We start from the raw sequence: 19,668 nt of genomic DNA on the forward strand, positions 1-19,668 counted from the left end.
TGGCGGAGCCGGGGTACGACCGCATCGGCGCGCTGGTTCGTACCGGGCACTGATACCCTGCCGCCCGGATGTTAACGCACACATTTGCAGAAGGGGCGACCGAAAGCGTGGTCCTCGATGACGCGTCCGCGGAGTTCCACGACTTCTTCGAACGCCACTACGCCGAACTCGCCCGGTTCGCCCATCTCCTGACGGGCGAGTCGGACGGTGCCGACGATCTGGCCGCGGACGCCCTGATCGCACTGTGGCAGCGCTGGGACCGGCTGCGTCAGGCCGAGTACCCACTCGCCTACGCCCGCGGCGTGGTCGCCAACCTGGCACGCTCACGGATACGCAGCGCGGTTCGCGAGCGCCGCCGGATCGCCCTGTTCTGGTCCCGCGGTGCGGAGCCGTTGGACGGTCCGGACGTGGCCGCCGTGGTGGACGTGCGTACTGCTCTCGCCCGGTTGCCGTTCCGGAAGCGGGCATGCGTGGTCCTGCGGCACGCCTTCGACCTGTCGGAGAAGGACACTGCTGTGGCGCTCGGAATATCGGTCGGTACGGTGAAGAGCCAGACCTCGAAGGGGATGGCCGAACTGGAACGGACGCTGGGCAGCACAGGAGCAGCCGGGGAACTGTTGGCGGGGAGGAGGAGCCGTTGAACGAGGAGCTCACCGGGCGGCTGCGCGCAGCCGCCGAGGCTCACCAGCCCGACCGCGCCCGGATCCTGGCACGCGTGGAACGCGGCATGTCCGACGCCCCCGCCCGCCGACGCGAGTCGTCCGGCGCGAGGCCCTGGCGCAGGGTCGCCGTCGCCTCCCTCGCGGTGACCGGCATTCTGGCGGTCGGTGGTTTCGCCGTCGCCGCCATCGTCCAGTCCCCGCCGGCCCGGCCGGACGTCCCGGCCACCCCCGCCGCGCCGTCCGCACCGTCCGCACCGTCCGCACCCGGGACTCCCCACTCGACGCCGTCGGCGCCCGCCACCGGCGGCCCGACCGCGCCGGACAGCTCGTCCTCGACGAGCCCCAGCCCTGCGGCGTCAGGCGGCGCGGCCTCGGCCCGGCCCGGCAGCGCGCACGTCCAGGACGGGCCTCTGTGGTCGGCCGGCTCCTTGGACGCGGGCAGCAACACCTACTGGGCGCAGAGCAACATCACCCTCAAGACCACCCAGCCGCTCACCGCACTCACCATGGAACTGCGCATCACGCAGACCGGCGGAGTGCAGAGCACCGGCAGCTGGCGGACGCTGCCCGCCGACGACTTCACCGTCACCGTGCAGCACGAGGGCGGAGCAGTGGTCTACCGCTGGATTCTCAAGCCGGGCCGTACGGTCCCGGCCGGACAGCATGTCTTCGCCGGCCAGTACAACCACGCCGCCGGCGAACGCGAGGCCAAGCACGACGGCTACCGCGTCGACGCCAACAGTCCCCGCGGCGCCCTCTCGGTCTGGGGCGGCTTCACCCCGGCACGATGAGGCCATGCCCGTGGGCTGATGGGACGACCCGTGGTGGAGGCTGCCCATCGGCCCGGCTCAGCTCTTGCCGGTGCGGAGGCGTGGACCGCTTCGACCCACTCGCCGTCGCGCCCAATGGAAGGCGACCACCCCGCAGCTGGTCTCGATCACGGTCGACGAGTCCGTGTACCAGGTCCCGCAGCGCCCGGTGAAGGCATACGAGCGCGGCCTCCCGCGCCCCGAGGGCTGAGCCGGATGATCGATACGACGCCGGGCCGGCTGCCCGTCACGGTGCTGTCCGGGTTCCCCGGCGCGGGCAAGACCACCCTGCTCAACCATGTGCCCGGCAATCGCCAGGGCTTTCCCTGCGCTGCGCAGTCGCGGAGGCGATTCCTCTGGGGCGCGCATCCACGGCACAAGTCGGTGCTGCAAGGACTGATGCGCCTTCGTTGAGCCCCGTCGTGTGCCGGGTCCTCACCAGCTCATGTGGACCTGTATGACCGCCATGGCAAGCGACGGAAAGCCCCTCGACGTCAAGATGCACCTGCTCGCGCGCCCGGGCGCTTGAGTCTCCAGCAGCTGGAGGGTCCAGGATTTCACCCATGGAAGACGAACGCCCCGACGTGCTCACCATCGGCCAGCTCGCGCACCGCACCGGACTTCCGGTTCGCACCCTGCGCTTCTGGTCGGATGAGGGAGCGGTGCCGCCCGTGGCCCGCTCCGCGAGCGGCTACCGGCTGTACGACGCCGAGTCCGTGGCCCGCGTCGAGCTGGTCCGCACCCTGCGGGAGCTGGGCTTCGGGCTCGATGACGTGTGCCGCGTGCTGAGCGGCCGCACCACCGTCGCCGAGGTCGCTGACGCGCACGTGGCCGCGCTCGATGCACAGATCCGCTCCCTCAAGGTGAGCCGAGCCGTCCTGTCCACCGTATCGAAACGTGGTTCGACCGCTGAGGAGACAGCACTGATGAACCGGTTGGCACGGCTTTCTGCCGCCGAACGCAAGCAGATCATCGAGGAGTTCAAGGAGGAGGTGTTCGGCGGTCTCGAGGCCGACCCGCGCCTGCGTGACCGCATGCGCACCTTCAGCATCGAACTGCCCGACGACCCCACACCCGAGCAGGTCGACGCTTGGATCGAACTGGCCGAGCTGGTGGGGGACCCCCGTTTCCGCGCCCGGATGCGCACCATGCTGGAGCTGATCACCCCGGTCCCCGGGCGGGGTCGTCCCCCGGGGGCATCCATCTGGTGGGCCAGGCAGGTCGTACAGACCGTCGCAGAGGTCAGAAAGCGCGGGATCGCCCCTGAGGGAACGGCATCGGTCGAAGTGCTGTCCGAGCTGTTCGGCGACGCCGATCGGGCCGCCGTGCTGTTGTGCCTGGAGGCCGGGATCGAGGCAGGGGCGGAGCGCTACCGCAGGCTCGTCGCCCGCGTGCGCGGACAGTATTCGTCTCCCGACGCGACCGAGGAGCTGGAGTGGCTGGCGCGAGCCCTGCGTACCGCGCATCAAGCCTGACACTCGATGCGAAGACCACGATGCGCTACACGGACTCCGCACGAGCCCTGCTGGGTCGGGCCGCTGAAGAGCAGCTCCGATGAAATCTGCTCGACACACGAGCCGAGAGGCCCTCACGACGACGGGGCACCACCGCCACCCCGGCCACAACCCCATCCGCGTCCTTCACCACGGCCTCTGGGGCTGGGCTGGAACAGTCGGGCCGTTCAGGACCTCGGCTACCGTCTCCCACCCGAGGACCTGCTCGCATCTCGTAGACCACGGCGATGGTGTCGACGGCGGCCAGCGCGATGTCGACGGCCCGCCGCACTCGCGCCCACACCGCTGCGGCCGCCGCCCGTGCCCGTTCGGACAGGCGGTAGACGGTACAGGCGCCGACCTTCCGGATCACCGAGTTGCGCCACCACTCGCGCAGTTCGGCCAGCGAGCTCAAGGCCGGCTTCGGCGAGCGGGAGCCGGCGGCGGCCTGTCGGTCCAGCGCTTCGGTGGTCCGCTCCCCCGGCGGGTGCCCCTCCCGCCCCTCGTAGTCGGCCACCAGGGCAGGTAGTACGTCCGCGATCTGCTGGCGGCGGGTGGACTGCCAGCCGATCAGTACGCCCACAGCGGCGGCACCGGGCTGTGGCAGTCGGTCCTCTACGCCGACGGCCTACTGTCCGCGACCGGCATCGACTGCAAGTTCGGCTCCAAGGCGCCGTCCACTCCGACTACAGCAGCGGCAGCTGCTGACCACCCGCAACGTCCCGCTCCGCACTCGATGGCGTGGCAACGCCGACGCCATCAGCTTCCTCGGTCGGATCCGCAAAGAACGTCCTCTGGCCATGGATGCCCAAAGAATGGCCCCCGCTGAAGAACGCCCGATCAAGCTCGGCGCCTTCATCGCCAACTGCCGAGTCAGGAAGTCATCCCTGACCAGTGAACGCGTGGCGCAGCTCGATGCGATCGGAATGAGATGGGCTGCATGAACCCCCAGCCCTGACGGGCCGCGGCCGCGCCGCCATCTGGGCGGTGAGCGAACGCAGTTCGCGCCGGCGTACGTCGGTGGCAGACCGCTGCCTTGATCGCGGGCACGGGTCCGCGAACGTGAAGGGGGATGCGTCGTCGTGCGCAAGGTGAGGTGGGCGGCCGCGGCCGCCGGTGCGGTGCTGTTGATCGCGGGGTGCGGCAGTGAAGGCGATTCGGCTCAGGGACATGGCGGTGACGCACCGTCAGCCAGCGGCTCCGCCCCGGCGAAGGCGGGTTCGGGCGGCAGCCTGGACGTCGCGGCGGTGAAGAAGGAGATAGAGGCCGCCGCCATGCCCGGCGCCGTCAGCCGGTTCACCGACGCACCGAACTCCCCGGCCGCCAACTCCGCCGGCGATCGGCCGAGGGCCATCAGGGTGCGGATGCCGGTGGCGAGGATGTCAGGGGGTACGCGGCCATGCGGGCATGCTGAAGTCTCCTTCGTTGAAGGTGTGATGAAGGTGGAGAGCGCCCTCGAGAGGTGAGCGAGGGCCGGGCAGTGGTCTGCTGATCATCCGCGTCCGCCTCGGCGAACCAGCCGGACAGGCAGTCTTCCCCCTCGGCGTCGACAGCCAGCAACGGAAAGGTGGTAACACTGTTTCTCGTGAGATACGTTGTTACCGTGATCACGCCCTACCAGGACGCCCAGCGCGTCGGCCAAGAGGCCGTCCGCACCACGATCCTCGACTCTGCCATCGGCCTGCTGGCCGCAGAGGGCCAGGCCGCCCTCACCATGCGCCGGATCGCCACCGAGATCGGTTCATCCACCAAGGTCCTCTACACCATGTTCGGCGGCAAGCAAGGCCTGGTGGACGCCCTCCACCAGGAAGGGTTCGCCCGGCTGCGCGCGGCACAGCGGCGCGTATCCGGATCGGACGATGCCTTGACGTACCTCAGAGACCTCGGTACGGCCTACCGGAGTCACGCCCTTGCCGAACCCGGCTACTACTGCTTGATGTTCGGGCAGGCCGTCCCCGGCTACCGTCCCAGCGCCGAGGCGCTGGCCTCGGCCGAGACAGCCTTCGACGCCTCGGTCGCCGCCGTCGAGGCCTGCATCGAGTCCGGCGTCTTCAAGCCAGGCGACGCGGGTGAGATCTCAAAGCTCTTCTGGGCCGCCGCACACGGGGCAGTGAGCCTGGAGATCGCCGGGCACTTCCCGCCTGACGTCGCGGCCCGCCGCTTCGAGACCTTGATGGCCGCGCTGGGACACGCGTTCTCCACCGCCGACCAACAACCAGGACGGACTTCATGACGACCAACCGCTACCTGTCGGGGAGTTTCGCACCGGTCACCGAGGAGGTCACTGCGTTACACCTGCCTGTCACCGGACGGATACCGGACCACCTCAACGGCCGTTACCTGCGCACCGGCCCCAACCCGCTCGGGGTCGAAGATCCCGCGGCCCACATCTGGACACTCGGCCCCGGCATGGTCCACGGCGTGCGCATCCGCGACGGTCGCGCCGAGTGGTACCGCAACCGATGGGTCCGCTCCACCTCGGTCGCCGATCGCCTCGGGGAACCACGGCGCGGCACCCCGGTCGATGAGCGGCTGGACATGGCCCCGAACGTCCAGGTCGCCGGACTCGCCGGCCGTACGTTCACGCTGCTGGAGGGCGGCATACGCCCGTACGAACTCACCTACGACCTCGACACGGTCGGACCGTGCGACCTCGGCGCGACGCCCGAGGGCTACAGCGCGAACGCCCACTCCGTCTTCGACCCGCGCACTCGCGAGCTGCACTCGCTCGGCTTTCTGTACGGCTCGGACCACGTCCAGCACATCGTGATGGACGACGCGGGCATGGTGGTGCGCAGCACCCTGATCCACGCGCCCGGCAACCCGTATATGCACGACTTCGCGCTGACCGACAGCCATGTGGTCCTTTTCGACGCGCCCGTCGTGTTCAGTGCTCCCCATCTGTCGACCGGCGTCCCCTTCACCTGGGACGACACCCACCAGGCACGGGTGGGAGTGATGCCCCGGGCGGGCGGCGAGGTCCGCTGGTTCGAGGTCGCGCCGAGCCTGGTGGGCCACACGCTCAACGCCTACGAGGACGGCACGGACGTCGTCATCGACCTCGTTCGGCACCCCGAGGGCTTCGACATCAGGAACGTCGGCGCCAGCCGTCCCACCCTGGAGCGCTGGACGGTCGACCTGTCCGAGGGCCGGGTTCACGAGGAGCGCCTCGACGACCGCATCCAGGAGTTCCCCCGGCTCAACCCCCGCTACCTTGCTCGCCCCTACCGCTACGGCTACTCCGCTGCGGTCGAACTCTACGCGCCGCCCACCGGCCCCGACGACCCCCGACCGGACGAGGGGTTCAGCAACGCTCTGCTGAAGCACGACCTGCTGCGGGGCACGACCGAGGCACACGAGTTCGGGCGGTTCGGCGCCGTGGGCGAGGGTGTGTTCGTCCCCGCCGAGTCGCCCGCTGCCGAGGACGACGGCTACGTCATGGCATACGTGCACAACCCCGATCGCGGCGCCGCCGACCTGGTGATCCTCTCGGCGCAGGATTTCACGGGTGAGCCCGTCGCCCGCGTTCACCTGCCGGTGCGCGTGCCGTTGGGGCTCCACGGCAACTGGGTCCCCGATGCCCCCGGGGATGCACCCACTTACTGATCGTTTCAGAATGAGCTGAGCCGTGGACCTTGCACCTGACGATCTTGGTCGGCAGGGTGTCCCCGGCGTGCGCGCTGATCTTGTTCCTGACGATCTGTGGGAGCGGGTGGCCCCGCTGCTGCCGCCCGCTCCCGAACGGCGCCGCCGCTACCCCGGGCGGCTGCGTGTTCCCGACCGAGTGGCACTCGTCGGCTGAGGCTGATCCTTTGGAGTGGACACCCTGACAATGGATCTTGCTGGTCCAGGGAGGGATGTCCAGGTGGGACGCAGGTCTCCGTATCCGGAGGAGTTCAGGAAGGACGCTGTCGCGCTCTACCGCGCCGCGGCGGCGGGGACCCGGATGACGGGCCGATAGCTGGACCGGATGGTCCGGATCTTGGCGGTGTGCGCTCGGTAATCTTCGAGTCCGATCTAGGCAGTGCAGGCCTACAACAGAGATTGATACTCTACGTGAGCACTTGATTGCTTTTGGCGACAGGACGGGGGTGTCGTGCGCTCTTGGCCACGCTGTCTGGACTTGAGTGGTGTGCGGCATGCCCAGCTGCGAACCGACTACACGGCAGCCGAGCGGTATATGCGAGGCCGGGAGTTCGCCATGTGGAGCGTGATCCGGCTGCTGGCACCGCCTGAGTTCCAGCCGCATGTCCTGGCCGGGGGAACCCTGCTCGCATTCACCGACGACGTCTGCGACCGAGGTCCTGCCTCCGGTCGGCGTAAGCGGTTCGATTTGTGGGCGGACCGCGTTCAGTCGGCCCTGGACTCCGGAACTTCGAGCCATCCATTGCTGCGGGCGTACCTCCATTCCGCACAGACGTACGGACTGCCTCGCCACTGGGCGGATGCGTACTTTGCTGGAACACGGATCGACCTGGACTTCCCCGGGTTTGCCGACGAGGACGACTACCAGAGGTACGTCGACACCTTGACGTGGCCCGGCTTGATGCTGAGCACAGGACTGACACCGCATCTGGTCTCCGACGAAGACTTCGCTGCCTCCTGCCGACTGTTCGCCGACGGATTTCAGCGTGCCGACTTCCTGACCGATCTGGCAGAAGACGTGCGCGGCGGGCGCCTGGCGCTCCCCCTGGCCGATCTCGCCCGGTACGGCCTCAGCCGTGCCGACCTGGAAGAGGGCCAGGACACTCCCGGCCTGCGATGCCTGATTCTGGCGACTGCCCTTCGCGCCCGCGCGTCGCTCACTGCGTCGGAGCGGACAGTCGGCGAAGTCCACGATGCCTACCGGCCGTTGGTGCGGTGCCTGATCGGTCTGTACCACCACCGCTTGGACAGGGTCACGGCCCTGGGTTCAGCCGTGGCCCGTCGACCGGTAAGGGACAACCCGTTGGTGTGCTTGCGGCTGCTAGCCCGATCGAATCGGCCGGCGCAATATGGACGGCACGACACCGGTGGCGGCGGGACGAGCGCACCGGCCCGAGCTCAGTCCCCCACTCAGTAGCGGTCGAACACCATCGCCTCCAACGCGCGCGGGTGGGCCGAGCAGATCCGCACCACGCACGTCGTTCGCGGTCCCGACATCGCCGGCACGGCGGTGATCCATGAGCGCGATATCGCGGCCGTGGCGGTACACGCGCTGACCGATGACAGGCATGCGGGCGCGAAACACGTCCTGACCGGCCCGCAGGTCCTGACCAGAGCCGAGCAGGTGCACACGATCGGGGAGGCGATCGGCCGCCCGACGCGCTTCGAGAAGGTCCCCGTACAGGTCGCACGGCAGCAGATGCTCGCCGACGGCAGGCCACCCGCTCTCGTCGAGGCCCTGTTGGCCAGCGCTGAGACACGGTCCGAATCGAACTTGATCACCTCCACGGTGGAAGAGATCACCGGAGCGACGGCGCGTACGTTCCGCTTGTGGGCGGAGGAGCACGCGGACGATTTCCGTTAGGTTCGCCGTTCAGGGTCCCGGCCCGAAATGGTCCTCGAACTGGGTCGCTCACCTGGGCATTCGCCGGACGTGTGGACGGTCTCGGCCTGATCATGTGCTCCAACCAAGGACGCACGAGCCAGACCGAGACTTCCCGAGTGACTTCTACGACTGCCTGACTCCAGGCCAGGATGCGCTGTTCGAGCTGACTGATGCGCTGCTGTGCACGGACGGGCCGGTGCGGACACTGGTCGACCTCGCGCTCGCGACTGAGCACCGCCGCGGGCACGGGGCCCTCTCTGGCGGGCTCAACCAGGGGACGATGCCCCGGCTTCGCAGCCCGGAAGCAGCCGACCGGTGGACGTGCCTGGTGATCGCCGCCTACGCGCAGCTCCGACACTCGCCCGCCCCTTGGCGATCGGCCTGAGGCGGCCCTGGGATAAGCCGACCTCGCCGAACGAACTGACGCCCGCCCGCGTCCGGCGGGGGTTCAGAAACCCGTGCACGAAGACCGGCCCTCCGGCCGGTGCACCGAAACCTTCCCGTCCCGGCCCCGGTCGGCCACCGGGTTCGAAGAACCGCCGCCCAGCCGCCCGTCATGACGTGGGCCGGGTCCTTGCAACCGGCGAGGCGTTCAGCCGCCCTGCCCACCACAAAGCGGGCACGAAGCCGCGTCGAACTGGATGAATGACAAGCTAAGGCCGGCCTACCGGTGGTCTCAGCGTCGCCGGGTCGGCACGAGGCGCAGCAGTGCGTGCAGGACGGCGTCGATGTTGTCGTGGGACGGTTCGTCGGGGGTGACGTGAGTGAGCAGGCGGGCCAAAGTGCGCAGCAGTGGGGGCGAGGCCATGACGCGGGGGTGGAGGACCGGCCGGAAGCCGTACCGGGAGAAGACGAGATCACCTGCGAGGTTGCCCAGACGGTAGTAGCGCCCCCAACGGCGGTGGACCTCAGCTGGGTACTGATGCAGCGCGTGCTCCCGTCGCGGCCCAGCCGGCCGGGCCAAGGCCAGGGCGATGGTCTCGGCGGCTACCTCCGCGGCCTCCATCGCCTGGGCGATACCCTCACCGCTCCACGGACTGACCATGCCTGCGCTGTCTCCGACCAGCAGCAGGCCGCGACGGTACTGCGGTCGCCGATTCAAGCCCATGGGCAGGGGGGCGCTGCGTAGGGGTGAGTCGGCGTTCTCCTCATGGATCCCCCACTCTGCGGGCAGGCGGGGCAGCCAGTTTTCCAGGGCCGCCCGCAGGTCCACCGGCCGACGCCGCCGCTGCGGCAGGGCGCCGAGGCCGACATTGACGCGCCCGTCCCCGAGCGGGAACACCCAGCCGTAGCCGGGCAGGTCCAGCCCCGTGCCCGGACAGCGCAGATCTGCCCAGAGCTCCAGATACGGGTCGTTGGTGCGGGCCTCGCTGCGGTAGTAGCGGCGGGCCGCCGCCGCGACCGGGCGGCTTGCGTCACGTGCCAGTCCCAGGGCCACCGCGATCCGCGCAGAGGCGCCGTCGGCCGCGACGACGAGCGGCGCCCGGTAGCGAATCGGATCCCGGTCCGGCCCGCGGGAAGCTGTCACCCCCGTGATGTATCCCGCCCGGTCGGTCAACGGGGCCGACACTTTCACCTGAGTACGCAGGCGCGCTCCGGCAGCACGCGCATGCGCCACGAGCAAGTGGTCGAAGTCCTGGCGGCTGCGGGTGAGCCCGAAGTCGGGAAAACTGCCCAGGCGCGGCCAGTCCAGCTCCACCCGGTTGCCCTCACACACCCACCGCATCCCCCGATTGCGCATCCAGCCCGGGGCGCTGATGTCCACGCCCATCCTCACCAGTTGGGCCACGGCCCGCGGTGTCAGTCCGTCACCGCACACCTTCTCCCGGGGGAAGCCGCTCTTCTCCAGCAGCAGTACGTCCAGCCCAGCCCGAGCCAGGTGCACGGCGGCGGCGGAACCAGCCGGCCCTGCCCCGACCACAATGACCTGCGCCTCCTCATCACCCGCAGCCTCCGGCACCGAAGAACTGCTGTCGGAGGCGTACTCGTCGAAGGCGCTATCACGGTCGGTGCTCACGCCCTCACTATGCCGCGTCTCCGAGTGCCGAAACGTGAAGCAAGGCCTGATCCGGCGACCGCGTCTCCGCAGCCCAGCCCTGAGAGACCACCGGCTGTCCGGGAACTGCTGTGGTCGGTCGATCACAGTGTCCGGAACGCCGGCCCAGACGGATTCGGCAAAATGCCAACTTTGGCGCGGACGCCGCCCTGGTCCTGACCTCACTCGAGTACGCGCTGGCCAGCCCCGAAGTCGCCCCCGGCCAGCTCAAGCCCATCCCCGTGCACTGCCAGTGCCCAGTTGCCCCTGCGCAGAACGCAGACCGCTCCTTCGAGTGCAACTCACGCCACCACATGCGGCGCCGGTGTGACTCCGGCCCCGGTCCCGGCAATGTGACGGCGGAGCAAATCCCGCGATGGTCACCGCCCCGGTGGAGCCACGTCACCTTCCCGGTCGGGTCCCGCCGGGCGGGCCGGTCAGTCATCCAGTTGCAGGCCGAGCCATTCGGCGACGCCGTCGGCGCCGGCGTCCGTGAGGTGGACGACGCGCGGACTCACCCCGTAGCGCAGCCAGTCGAGCTGGAACAGCCGCGCCGTGATGGCCGCCCCCGCTCCCCCGGCCAGGTGGTGCTGCCGTTCGCTCCAGTCCACGCAGTACCGGACGAGCGGCCGGCGTCCGCGCAGCCCGGCCACATCGACGCCGAAGCGGCTCAGCGCGTCCCGGCCGGCCGCCGTGAGCCGGTAGTCACGGTCGTGTCCGTAGCCGGAATCCTGGTCGCGCACCGCCTCCTCCTGACGGTGGGTGCCGTCGTGCCCGGTGAGGAAGCCACGCTCAAGCAGGCCGCCCATCAACGCGACACCGAGCTGCCCCGCCAGGTGGTCGTAGCACGTACGGGACCGGCGCAGCGCGTTCGCGGTGCTGCTCTCGCGCAGGGTCGTGATGGGGAGCGGGGGCGCGATCACGGCGAGGGCTTCCAGCGCGAGGCTGACCTCGGGCCCGACCAGGCGGTAGTACCGGCTGCGCCCGGCGCTCTCCACCGTGATCAAGCCGGCCTCGACCAGCTTGGCCAGGTGGACGCTTGCGGTCGGAGCCCCGACTCCCGCCTCCCCGGCGAGCATCTTGGCCGACAGGGCGCGGCCGTCGCTCAGCGACTTCAGGATCCGCGCGCGGGAGGGATCCGCGATCAGGGCGGCCGTGCGGGCGATGTCGGGCTGGCGGTTCAGCCGGCTGCTGTCGGGCTTGCTCACTGTGGGCACGGGCCCATGCTATGCGCGGGACACTTTGACGGCCGGCGAAGTATTCGGCGTCGAGACTGACGGCATGAGTTCCACCGACTTCTCCTCGCCACCCGTCCCCGGCGAACCGGACGCCGTCGTCCAGCAGGGCGGGGCAGCCCTGGTGAAACGCCCGGAGCTGCCCCTGCCGCCGCTCATCGCCCTGAGCCTGGGCTACTTCCTCGTCATGCTCGACGTCACCGTCGTCAACGTGGCGGTGCCGAGCATCCAGAGCTCGCTGGACGTCGGTCCGTCCGGCCTGCAGTGGATCGTCGACGGATACAGCACCTTCTTCGCCGGTCTGCTGCTCCTCGGCGGCGGGCTCGGCGACCGGTTCGGGCACCGGTCCCTCTACCTCAGCGGACTGGCCGTGTTCAGCGCCGCCTCGGCCGGCTGCGCCCTGGCTCCGGCGGGCAGCGTGCTGATCACGGCCCGGCTCGTCCAGGGCACGGGGGCGGCCTTCCTCGTACCGGCTTCCTTAGCGCTGCTGCAGGCGGCCTACCCGGACCGCGCCCAGCGCACCCGGGCGGTGGGCATCTGGGGGCTGGTCTCGGCCGTCGCGTTCGGCGCCGGACCAGCGATCGGTGGCCTGCTGGTCTCCGGGCTGGACTGGAGGTGGGTGTTCTGGGTGAACCTGCCGGTGGCAGCGCTCGCCGCGGTGATGACCGTACGTCACGCCCCGGCGCCTGCGAGCAGGTTGCGGACCGGCCGCATGGACCCGGCCGGCCAGTTGCTGGGCGTACTGGGGCTCATCGGGGTGGCTGGCGCGCTCAACGAGGCGGGTTCGGCCGGCTGGACCTCCCCCCGGGTGGTCACCGCCTTCGCGCTGGGAGTGGCGGCGCTGATCGCCTTCGTCCTGGTGGAACGGCACTTGGAGCGGGGTCTCGCGGTACGGCCGGACGCCCGCAGGCCGCTGCTGCCGCTCGCCCTGTTCCGGGACCGACGGCTGACCACGACGACCGTCATCGGCCTTCTGCTCAGCCTCGGCTACTACGGAATGCTCTTCGTCGCGACGCTGTACTTCCGGCAGGAGCGCGGCTTCAGCGCGCTGGAGACCGGCCTGGCCCTGCTCCCCTCCGTCTGCATGGGCTTCCTCGCGGCGCCGCTGTCGAGCCGCGTCACCGCCCGGACCGGACCGTACGTCCCGATGACCGGAGCGCTGCTGCTCGGTGCGGCCGGCTTCCTGGGCTGGCTCAGCGCCGGGCCGCAAACCCCTTACCCCGTACTGCTGTTCGCCCTCATGGCGACGGGCCTCGCGACGCCGGTGGCGGTGGTGGCAGCAACCGTGGCGATCATGGAGGCGACTCCCGTCGAGGGTGCGGGCGTGGCCTCGGCCGTGTTCAACGTGTCGCGCCAGGCGGGCAATGCGATCGGCGTGGCCCTGTTCGGCACGCTCATCGGCGCCACCGGCCAGCTGCCCGGCCTCCACGCGTCCGCCCTCATCGCGGCGGGTGCCTTCCTGCTCGGCTCCCTGCTCGCCGGCGTGATGGTGTGGCGGCCGGGCACCGGCAGTGAACGCTGATCCCGCCTCCCGCGGGGATGCCGTCGCCCGAGTCGGCACCATGGCGGCGGGCCTGCCGAACAAGAGGGAGAGGTGAAGGCGCGCTGAGCTTGGCTGGTGGCGCGTTCTCCGGCGCTGCCATGTTACTCGGGCTGGTCACGGCCCCTGGCTGCTGCGGAGGAGGCCGGAACCGCTCCGGGGATGGCTGTTCCGGCACGATCGGGTCGGTCACCTGCGAGAACACGTAGACGTACGGACAGGGGAAGGGCGGGTCGAGGAACTCCGGCCGCACGTCATGTCCGAAGGCGGCAAGGACACCGATGAACGGCCGTCGTCATCGCGGCGCGTGTTGAGGGGAGTCGTGAGTCTCGTTCTGCGGACTCATGCGCGCCGGGGCCGCAGTAGGGTCTGCCCCACCTTGTTCCAGGGGGTTGGCCGGAGTGCCTGAGTCCGGCGCCGCGTGATCGGCTGTCCGCACGGGATTCGCGTGACGGAAGGTGGGCGGGTGAGAGTCCGGATCGGGTACTCAGCATGGATCGTGGGCGTGGTGCAATTCTTCGTCCTCCACGGGATTTCCGAGTCGGCTTGGGCAAGACCGTACAGCTGGGCACGGAACAACATCAGCGACTTGGGAAACGCTCACTGCGCTCTGCAGCCAGAGCCTGAGCCGCGGTATGTCTGTTCCCCCGAGCACGGCCTGATGAACGTTTCATTCGTCGCTCTGGGGGTGCTGCTCGTTGTCGGCGCTGCGCTGACCCGTGGTGGCCTGTGGCGCAGGGGCCGGGCCGCTGCCGTGGCCCGCCTGCTGCTCGCCGGTGCCGGCGTGGGATTCGTGTCGGCCGGACTGGCTCCGGCGGACGTCAACGAGAACCAGCATCTCTTGGGCGCCCTCCTCATCATGGCAACGGGCAACATCGGTCTCGTCGTGGCGGGGTTCGGGCTGGCAGAGCACGTTCCGGCTCCCTTGCGGTGGGGCACCAGCCTGCTGGGAGTCACAGCGATCACGGCCTTCGGGCTGTTCCTCTCCCACCACTACCTCGGTCTCGGGATGGGAGGCATGGAACGGGTCGCCGCCTTCCCTCTCCTGTTCTGGGTGCTGGCCGTCGGCGTTCGTGGCCTCGTCCGTCGTGCAGGTCGTCAGCACGAGGCGGTGCCGGCGGAGCATCTCAGCCGCGCTGGTTGAGAGCTCTGGCCAGATCCGTGTCGGCCGCTCGGGCGGCTTCGAGACCGGCCCGGGCTTCGTCGAGCGCGGCGACCCGAAGCCGTCTTCCTGCGCCCCGGAGGGCGGCGGCGTCGAACGGGTCGTCGCCGACCACCAGGCCCTCCGCCAGGCCGACCCCCGCTCACCCCATCGGCTCTCCTGCCCAACGCCTTCTACAGCACCACTGCCCGGGCGGGGCGCACCACTCGGACCCGATCGAGAGAAGCAAGGGGCAGGATGCAGCGTGCATTACGGCTCGCCTCCAGGTCCCGGTCTGCGATCGCGCAGCCGACCACGAAGTGCCTGCCCATGGACTGCACGAACTGCTGCCTGCCGTTCCGCTGGATGAACCACCCGATGCGCCGGTGACCGTTGCCGCTCAGGTCTTCTCGTACTCGTCGTGGCGGCGCAGCCAGTGGGTCTCCTCGCCCTCCTCGTGGCGGCCCGTCGGCGCGCGGTCGAGGAGCCCGTAGTAGGCCATGGCCGGCTCGAGGCCGCGCGCGGTGGTCACGTACGTCCGGTAGACGGCGCCGTCCGCCAGCGCGTAGCAGCTCAGCCCGGGCCCCTCCGTGACGTACCCGAGTACGTCCGTGCCGCATGCCTCTGCCATCTGGCTCACGGTCCCCGGGATCTCGCCCTCGAGGAACGGCTTCAACTCCTCCTCCGTGTACATGAAGCCGAGGTCGCGGTGGAAGTCGCTGCCGCCGGCGGAAGCCCAGTCGAAGCTCCAGCCCATCCGCTCCCGGTAGGCGAGGAGCTTCTCGACGGACGCCCGCGAGGAGCAGGTCAGCGTCACGTCGCGGGCTTTGAGGTGGACCGCGTTGGGGTCGAGGGTGTCCGCGATCGAGGAACAGACCGGGCATCCGGCCGCGTACGGCGGGCCGAACATGAAGTGGTAGACGAGCAGTTGCGAGCGCCCGTCGAAGAGGTCCGCGAGCGACTTGGTCCCGCCCTCGGTCTCGAAGCGGTAGTCCTTCTCGACCCGTACCCAGGGAAGCTCCCGCCGCTTCCGCGCGAGCTCGTCGCCGCGCCGCGTCAGTTCCTTCTCCTGCACAAGCAGCTCCGCTCGGGCTGCCTCGAATTCCTCCTGCGTGCCGACCTTGTGCTCGGGCATGGCTTTTCCCTCGTGTGCGAAAGCAGAACACCCCACAGCACAGGCGGTCGCCCGCAGCGTCTGCCACGGCGTGCCCGCCCGGCCCTACGTCCACCGTACGCGCGTGGCGGCGGACCTTCGAGCCATGGCACAGGCCGGGGGTCGTCCGAACCGGCCGTCAGGACCCCGGCCGGGAGACCGGCGGAAGCCCTGACGTGCCGGGGTGCCCCAGCGGCCGCCCGCCGTCAGACGGCGATCCGGGCCGTGTAGTCAGCCGCTGCTTCCACCGCGGCGACGAGAGCCGCGCCGTCGACCTGGGCGCCTTCCTCGAAGTGGACGATGCTGCGCCCGCTACGCGTGTTGGTGGCGGCCGAGCGGACTCCGGGGAGTCTTTCAGCTCGTCATCGATGAGCAGGCCACAGCTGGTGCAGTGCATGCCTTCAATGAGGAGCTCGACCTGCGCGGCGCTGTCGGCCTCGGTCTTGGTCTTGCGGCCGAAGACCTTCATCACAGGTCCTTCTTGAACTCGATCACGCCGGTCTGCATGCCCATGGCGCACGTGAACCGAAGGGTCCCCGGCTTGCGGGTACCCAGGTCGACATCGGTGTCCCCATCGCGTTTGACGATCTCCTGCACCCCGAGCTCGGGGATCGTAAAGGCCCTGGCGCAGCCACCGGAGTCCTTGCCGTGCAGGACGGGCCGTCCTGGGTGAGGATGCCCTTCGGTGCTACGCACTGTTCCGTGGCTACCGGGCAGTTCGGGGCGTGGCCCGGCGGCTCGGCGGCGGTCTTGATCGGGGCAGGCGGTGATCGGTTCGAAGCGGATGGTCAGTCCGAGGCTGTTGGCTTCCTTGATCATGCGGCGCCTGGCGCGTTCGGGATCGCGGCGGGTGAAGTGGTCGGCGCCGGCGGGCGTGCCCCGAGGGCGGTGACGGCGGCTGCCGCCAAGACGACGGCGAGCAGGGCGAACAGTGCGGGGTATCCGCCGAGGGGTCCGGCCAGGAGGGCGCCGACGAAGGGGGCGAGGGCGGCTGCGGCGTGGGCTGGTGCGCCGAGGAGTCCGGAGAGTCGGCCGTAGTGGGTGGTGCCCCAGCGGTCGGTGACGGCGGTGGCCTGGAGGAGCGTGAGGTTGCCGCGGATCACCCCGGCGAGGACGGATACGGCGACGAGCAGGGCGTACGGCCCGGCCACGGTTGCGAGGGCTGCGGTGGCGAGGGCGCCGAGGGCGATCAGGGTGACGGTGCGGGCGGTCACGCCCAGGTGGCGGGCGAGGGTCGCGTACAGGGTCCGGCCGAGGGTCTGGCCCGCGCCGCCGAGGCCGAGGGCCCATGCCGCCTGCGTGGTGGTGCAGCCGCGGTCGAGGAGGAGGGGGACGAGGCCGATGACGACGGCGTACATCGCGAACGCGGACAGGGCGAAGGTGGCGGCCAGCATCCAGAACGCCCTGCTGCGCACGACTTGCTCGTGGCCGGCGGTGACGTGCGGCGTGCACGGAGGAGCCGGCGGCCACGGGGCTTTCAGGGCGAGCGCGTGGGCCGGGACGGTCAGGACGGCGAGGATGCCGGCGAGCACCGTGTAGGTGGCGCGCCAGGACATGTGGTCGGCGAGGATCGCGGTCAGGGGTGCGAAGACGGTGGAGGCGAGTCCGCCGGCGAGGGTGACGATGGTGAGTGCGCGGATGTGGTCGGGGGCCCACCAGCGGGTGAGGGCGGCGAAGGCGGGCTGGTAGAAGGTGGCGGCCATCGCCGCCCCCGCGAGCAGCCATCCGGCGAAGAAGACGGGCAGGTTGGGGGCTGCGGCGATCACCAGCAGGCTCAGGACGCCCAGGACGGAGCCTGCGGTCATGACGGTGCGGGGGCCGCGGTGGTCCAGGACGCGGCCGACGTAGATCCCGGCGACGGCAGAGACGACGAGGGCGGCGGAAAACGCTGCGGTGGTCGCGCCCCCGCTCCAGCCGGTGTCGGCGGTGATGGCCGCATTGAGGACGGGGAAGGCGTAGTAGACGATGCCCCAGCTGGTGATCTGGGTGAGGCAGAGGGCGGGCAGGACGGCGCGGGGCCGCGACCGGACCCCCGTCCCGGTCGCGGCCCCGCCGCTTTGAAGGTCGGTCACCTCAGCAGCCGCCGGAGGAGGCGGGCGCGGCGTCGATGGTGAGGGTGGCCGGGACTGCGCAGCAGCCACCACCGTCGTTCTGCTCGGAGGCTTCCGGTTCGTCGAAGAGGCCCGCGCCGCCGCAGACTCCGGTCTCGGGGAGGGTGAGTTCGACGCGTTCGGCCGCTTCGTGGTCGCCGGCGAGGTGGGCGGCGATGGAGCGGACCTGTTCGTAGCCGGTCATGGCGAGGAAGGTGGGGGCGCGGCCGTAGGACTTCATGCCGACGAGGTAGACGTCCTTCTCCGGGTGGGAGAGCTCGTTCACGCCGTGGGGGTAGACGGTGCCGCAGGAGTGCTGGTTCGGGTCGATCAGCGGCGCCAGCGCGACCGGAGACTGGAGGCGCTCGTCGAGGCCGAGGCGGAGTTCGTCCAGGAAGCTGAGGTCGGGGCGGAAGCCCGTCAGGACGATGACCCGGTCGACCGGGTCCAGGCGGCGGCCGTCCTCACCGACGAGGACCAGGCGGCCGTCAGCGTCGCGCTCGAAGGCGTCGGTGCGGAAGCCGGTGACGGCGTCGGCGTAGCCGCCGTCGACGGCGGCCTTCGCGGCGAGGCCGAGGGCGCCGCGGGCGGGCAGCTGGTCGGCCTCGCCGCCACCGAAGGTGGAGCCGGACATCCCGCGGCGCAGGATCCACACCGCGTGCGTGCCCTGGTCGTCCTCGGACTTGGCGAGGTCGGCGAGGTAGGCAAGGGCCGTGAAGGCCGAGGCGCCCGAGCCGATGACCGCGGTGCGCTTTCCGGCGTAGCGGGCGCGGACGGCGGGGTCCGTCAGGTCGGGGACGCGGTAGGTGATGCGGTCGGCGGCGGCCTTCTCGCCGAGGGCGGCCAGTCCGCTGCCGCCGGCGGGGCTCGGGGTGGACCAGGTGCCGGAGGCGTCGATGACCGCGCGGGCCAGGATCCGGTGCTCGCGGCCGCTGGCACTCGCGTAATGGACGACGAAGGGCTGGGCCTCGCGGTCGGCGTCGACGATGCGGTCCCGGCCGGTACGGGAAACGCCGGTGACGGTCGCGTCGTAGCGCACCTGCTCGCTGAGGACGTCGGCCAGCGGCTGGAGGTAGTGGGTCGCCCAGTCCCCACCGGAGGGGTAGGTGTCCTCGGCGGGCTTGACCCATCCGGTCGGGGCGAGGAGCTTCTCGGCGGCCGGGTCGACGACCTCGCCCCAGCGCGAGAACAGCCGCACGTGGGCCCACTCGCGCACGGCGGCCCCCGCAACCGGGCCGGCTTCCAGGACGAGGGGTTCCAGGCCGCGGTCGACGAGGTGGGCTGCCGCCGCGAGTCCGGCGGGGCCGGCCCCGATGACGACGACGGGCAGCTCGGTGGTGGTCTCGCTCATGACATGTCTCCGGGTCTTCGTGCAGGCAGGGGGTGGGCGGGGCTTCGGTGCTCAGCAGCAGCCGGCGCCGGTGGCGACGGCTTCGCGCTCGGCCTGCGGGTCGCAGCAGGCTCCGGCTGCTTCCGCGCTCTCGCTGGTGCCACAGCACGGTGAGGACTGGGCGGGCGCCACCTCGGTGGGCTGTGTGGGGGCGGCGCCGCAACAGGAAATCGCCGCCTCGGCGCGGTTCGGGCTGGGGGTGACCGGCTCGTTCATGACGACTCCCTGGTGTTTCGAAGTTTGTCTATGGCTTACGTGATCAGCATGGCATCTGTATCGATAGACGTCAACATAGACATTCATCAAATTCACGAAGATCGTGATGGCGCACGCGGAAGCCGTCGTCATCGGAGGCGGGTAGTCGGGCCTGGCGTCCGCGCATGTCGTTCGGCGGGGATCCGGACCGCTACCCGCACCGGGACGAGGTCGTCACCTACCTGACCGCCTACGCCGCCCGACGGCGGGCCGGCATCCGTACGGGGACAGCGCGTGACCGCGGTCCGAGGGCCGCCCTCACCGCGGGCGCCCCGACCGGCGCCAGATGTTCACCGGCCTCGACAGGGAGCGGACCACCTGGGCCGACGGCACCA

18 protein-coding genes and 4 pseudogenes are annotated in these 19,668 nt (G+C 70.4%); 14 read left to right on the top strand and 8 right to left on the bottom strand.

Features of this window, described 5'->3' with window-relative positions:
- Nucleotides 1–107: 107 nt before the first annotated feature.
- From OG429_RS00860 to OG429_RS00880, 5 genes and pseudogenes are all read left to right on the top strand, one after another.
- Nucleotides 108–641 carry a SigE family RNA polymerase sigma factor gene (locus OG429_RS00860; protein WP_328923342.1) on the top strand — a complete coding sequence of 178 codons (534 nt, stop codon included), beginning with the start codon at nt 108–110 and terminating at the stop codon, nt 639–641.
- Nucleotides 638–1,453 (top strand): hypothetical protein, encoded by an 816-nt coding sequence (locus OG429_RS00865; protein ID WP_328923343.1) that lies wholly within the window; start codon nt 638–640, stop codon nt 1,451–1,453. The genes OG429_RS00860 and OG429_RS00865 overlap by 4 nt, the downstream gene beginning before the upstream one ends.
- Before the next feature lie 64 nt (nt 1,454–1,517).
- The gene (locus OG429_RS00870) at nt 1,518–1,682 is read left to right on the top strand and encodes a 50S ribosomal protein L32 (protein WP_405680689.1); all 165 of its coding nucleotides are present in this window, start codon (nt 1,518–1,520) and stop codon (nt 1,680–1,682) included.
- Between the two features lie 5 nt (nt 1,683–1,687).
- Nucleotides 1,688–1,804: pseudogene (locus OG429_RS00875) on the top strand (GTP-binding protein); the annotation flags it as partial.
- A gap of 230 nt (nt 1,805–2,034) precedes the next feature.
- A complete protein-coding gene (locus tag OG429_RS00880; RefSeq protein WP_328923344.1) occupies nt 2,035–2,946 on the top strand; it encodes a helix-turn-helix domain-containing protein in 912 nt (303 codons plus the stop codon).
- A gap of 25 nt (nt 2,947–2,971) precedes the next feature.
- Here the strand turns inward: OG429_RS00880 and OG429_RS00885 are convergent, their stop codons facing one another.
- Complete coding sequence (locus OG429_RS00885; protein ID WP_328923345.1) at nt 2,972–3,547, bottom strand: hypothetical protein; 576 nt, start codon at nt 3,545–3,547, stop codon at nt 2,972–2,974.
- Between the two features lie 1,020 nt (nt 3,548–4,567).
- On the opposite strand from OG429_RS00885, the gene OG429_RS00890 reads away from it, so the two are divergent.
- The 7 genes and pseudogenes from OG429_RS00890 to OG429_RS00915 form a co-directional block, all read left to right on the top strand.
- The gene (locus tag OG429_RS00890) at nt 4,568–5,197 is read left to right on the top strand and encodes a TetR/AcrR family transcriptional regulator (RefSeq protein ID WP_328923346.1); all 630 of its coding nucleotides are present in this window, start codon (nt 4,568–4,570) and stop codon (nt 5,195–5,197) included.
- Nucleotides 5,194–6,570, top strand: a complete 1,377-nt coding sequence (locus OG429_RS00895; protein ID WP_328923347.1) for a carotenoid oxygenase family protein — start codon at nt 5,194–5,196, stop codon at nt 6,568–6,570. The genes OG429_RS00890 and OG429_RS00895 overlap by 4 nt, the downstream gene beginning before the upstream one ends.
- Nucleotides 6,571–6,637: 67 nt before the next feature.
- A pseudogene (locus OG429_RS00900) lies at nt 6,638–6,763 on the top strand (IS5/IS1182 family transposase); the annotation flags it as partial.
- 402 nt (nt 6,764–7,165) lie between these two features.
- Nucleotides 7,166–8,026, top strand: coding sequence for a squalene/phytoene synthase family protein (locus tag OG429_RS00905; RefSeq protein ID WP_328923348.1), 861 nt, complete (start codon nt 7,166–7,168; stop codon nt 8,024–8,026).
- Nucleotides 8,027–8,146: 120 nt separating this feature from the next.
- Nucleotides 8,147–8,473, top strand: a complete 327-nt coding sequence (locus OG429_RS00910) for a hypothetical protein (RefSeq protein WP_328923349.1) — start codon at nt 8,147–8,149, stop codon at nt 8,471–8,473.
- 94 nt (nt 8,474–8,567) lie between these two features.
- A pseudogene (locus OG429_RS41315) lies at nt 8,568–8,717 on the top strand (hypothetical protein); the annotation flags it as partial.
- Nucleotides 8,718–8,771: 54 nt separating this feature from the next.
- Nucleotides 8,772–9,139: pseudogene (locus tag OG429_RS00915) on the top strand (NF041680 family putative transposase); the annotation flags it as partial.
- Between the two features lie 31 nt (nt 9,140–9,170).
- Here OG429_RS00915 and OG429_RS00920 read toward each other — a convergent pair.
- Both OG429_RS00920 and OG429_RS00925 read right to left on the bottom strand, forming a co-directional pair.
- Nucleotides 9,171–10,454 (bottom strand): geranylgeranyl reductase family protein, encoded by a 1,284-nt coding sequence (locus OG429_RS00920; RefSeq protein ID WP_328930121.1) that lies wholly within the window; start codon nt 10,452–10,454, stop codon nt 9,171–9,173.
- A gap of 512 nt (nt 10,455–10,966) precedes the next feature.
- Nucleotides 10,967–11,746, bottom strand: coding sequence for an ArsR/SmtB family transcription factor (locus OG429_RS00925; protein WP_328923350.1), 780 nt, complete (start codon nt 11,744–11,746; stop codon nt 10,967–10,969).
- A 64-nt stretch (nt 11,747–11,810) separates the two neighbouring features.
- Here OG429_RS00925 and OG429_RS00930 point away from each other — a divergent pair, with 64 nt between their 5' ends.
- Together OG429_RS00930 and OG429_RS00935 are read left to right on the top strand one after the other, a co-directional pair.
- Nucleotides 11,811–13,286: an MFS transporter gene (locus OG429_RS00930; protein ID WP_328923351.1), complete on the top strand. Its 1,476-nt coding sequence runs from the start codon at nt 11,811–11,813 to the stop codon at nt 13,284–13,286.
- Nucleotides 13,287–13,809: 523 nt separating this feature from the next.
- Complete coding sequence (locus tag OG429_RS00935) at nt 13,810–14,448, top strand: DUF998 domain-containing protein (protein ID WP_328923352.1); 639 nt, start codon at nt 13,810–13,812, stop codon at nt 14,446–14,448.
- Nucleotides 14,449–14,845: 397 nt separating this feature from the next.
- Here the strand turns inward: OG429_RS00935 and OG429_RS00940 are convergent, their stop codons facing one another.
- The 5 genes from OG429_RS00940 to OG429_RS00960 form a co-directional block, all read right to left on the bottom strand.
- The gene (locus OG429_RS00940) at nt 14,846–15,580 is read right to left on the bottom strand and encodes a DUF899 domain-containing protein (protein ID WP_328923353.1); all 735 of its coding nucleotides are present in this window, start codon (nt 15,578–15,580) and stop codon (nt 14,846–14,848) included.
- Between the two features lie 486 nt (nt 15,581–16,066).
- Nucleotides 16,067–16,417, bottom strand: a complete 351-nt coding sequence (locus OG429_RS00945) for a hypothetical protein (protein WP_328923354.1) — start codon at nt 16,415–16,417, stop codon at nt 16,067–16,069.
- Entirely contained in the window at nt 16,414–17,670 is a 1,257-nt protein-coding gene (locus tag OG429_RS00950; protein WP_328923355.1) for an MFS transporter, read from the bottom strand. Before OG429_RS00950 ends, OG429_RS00945 begins: the two co-directional genes overlap by 4 nt.
- A 1-nt stretch (nt 17,671) precedes the next feature.
- Nucleotides 17,672–19,039: an NAD(P)-binding domain-containing protein gene (locus tag OG429_RS00955; protein ID WP_328923356.1), complete on the bottom strand. Its 1,368-nt coding sequence runs from the start codon at nt 19,037–19,039 to the stop codon at nt 17,672–17,674.
- Between the two features lie 51 nt (nt 19,040–19,090).
- Entirely contained in the window at nt 19,091–19,294 is a 204-nt protein-coding gene (locus OG429_RS00960) for a hypothetical protein (protein WP_328923357.1), read from the bottom strand.
- Nucleotides 19,295–19,668: the final 374 nt, after the last annotated feature.

Origin of the sequence: Streptomyces sp. NBC_00190, from assembly GCF_036203305.1 — a bacterium.
Classification (GTDB): domain Bacteria; phylum Actinomycetota; class Actinomycetes; order Streptomycetales; family Streptomycetaceae; genus Streptomyces.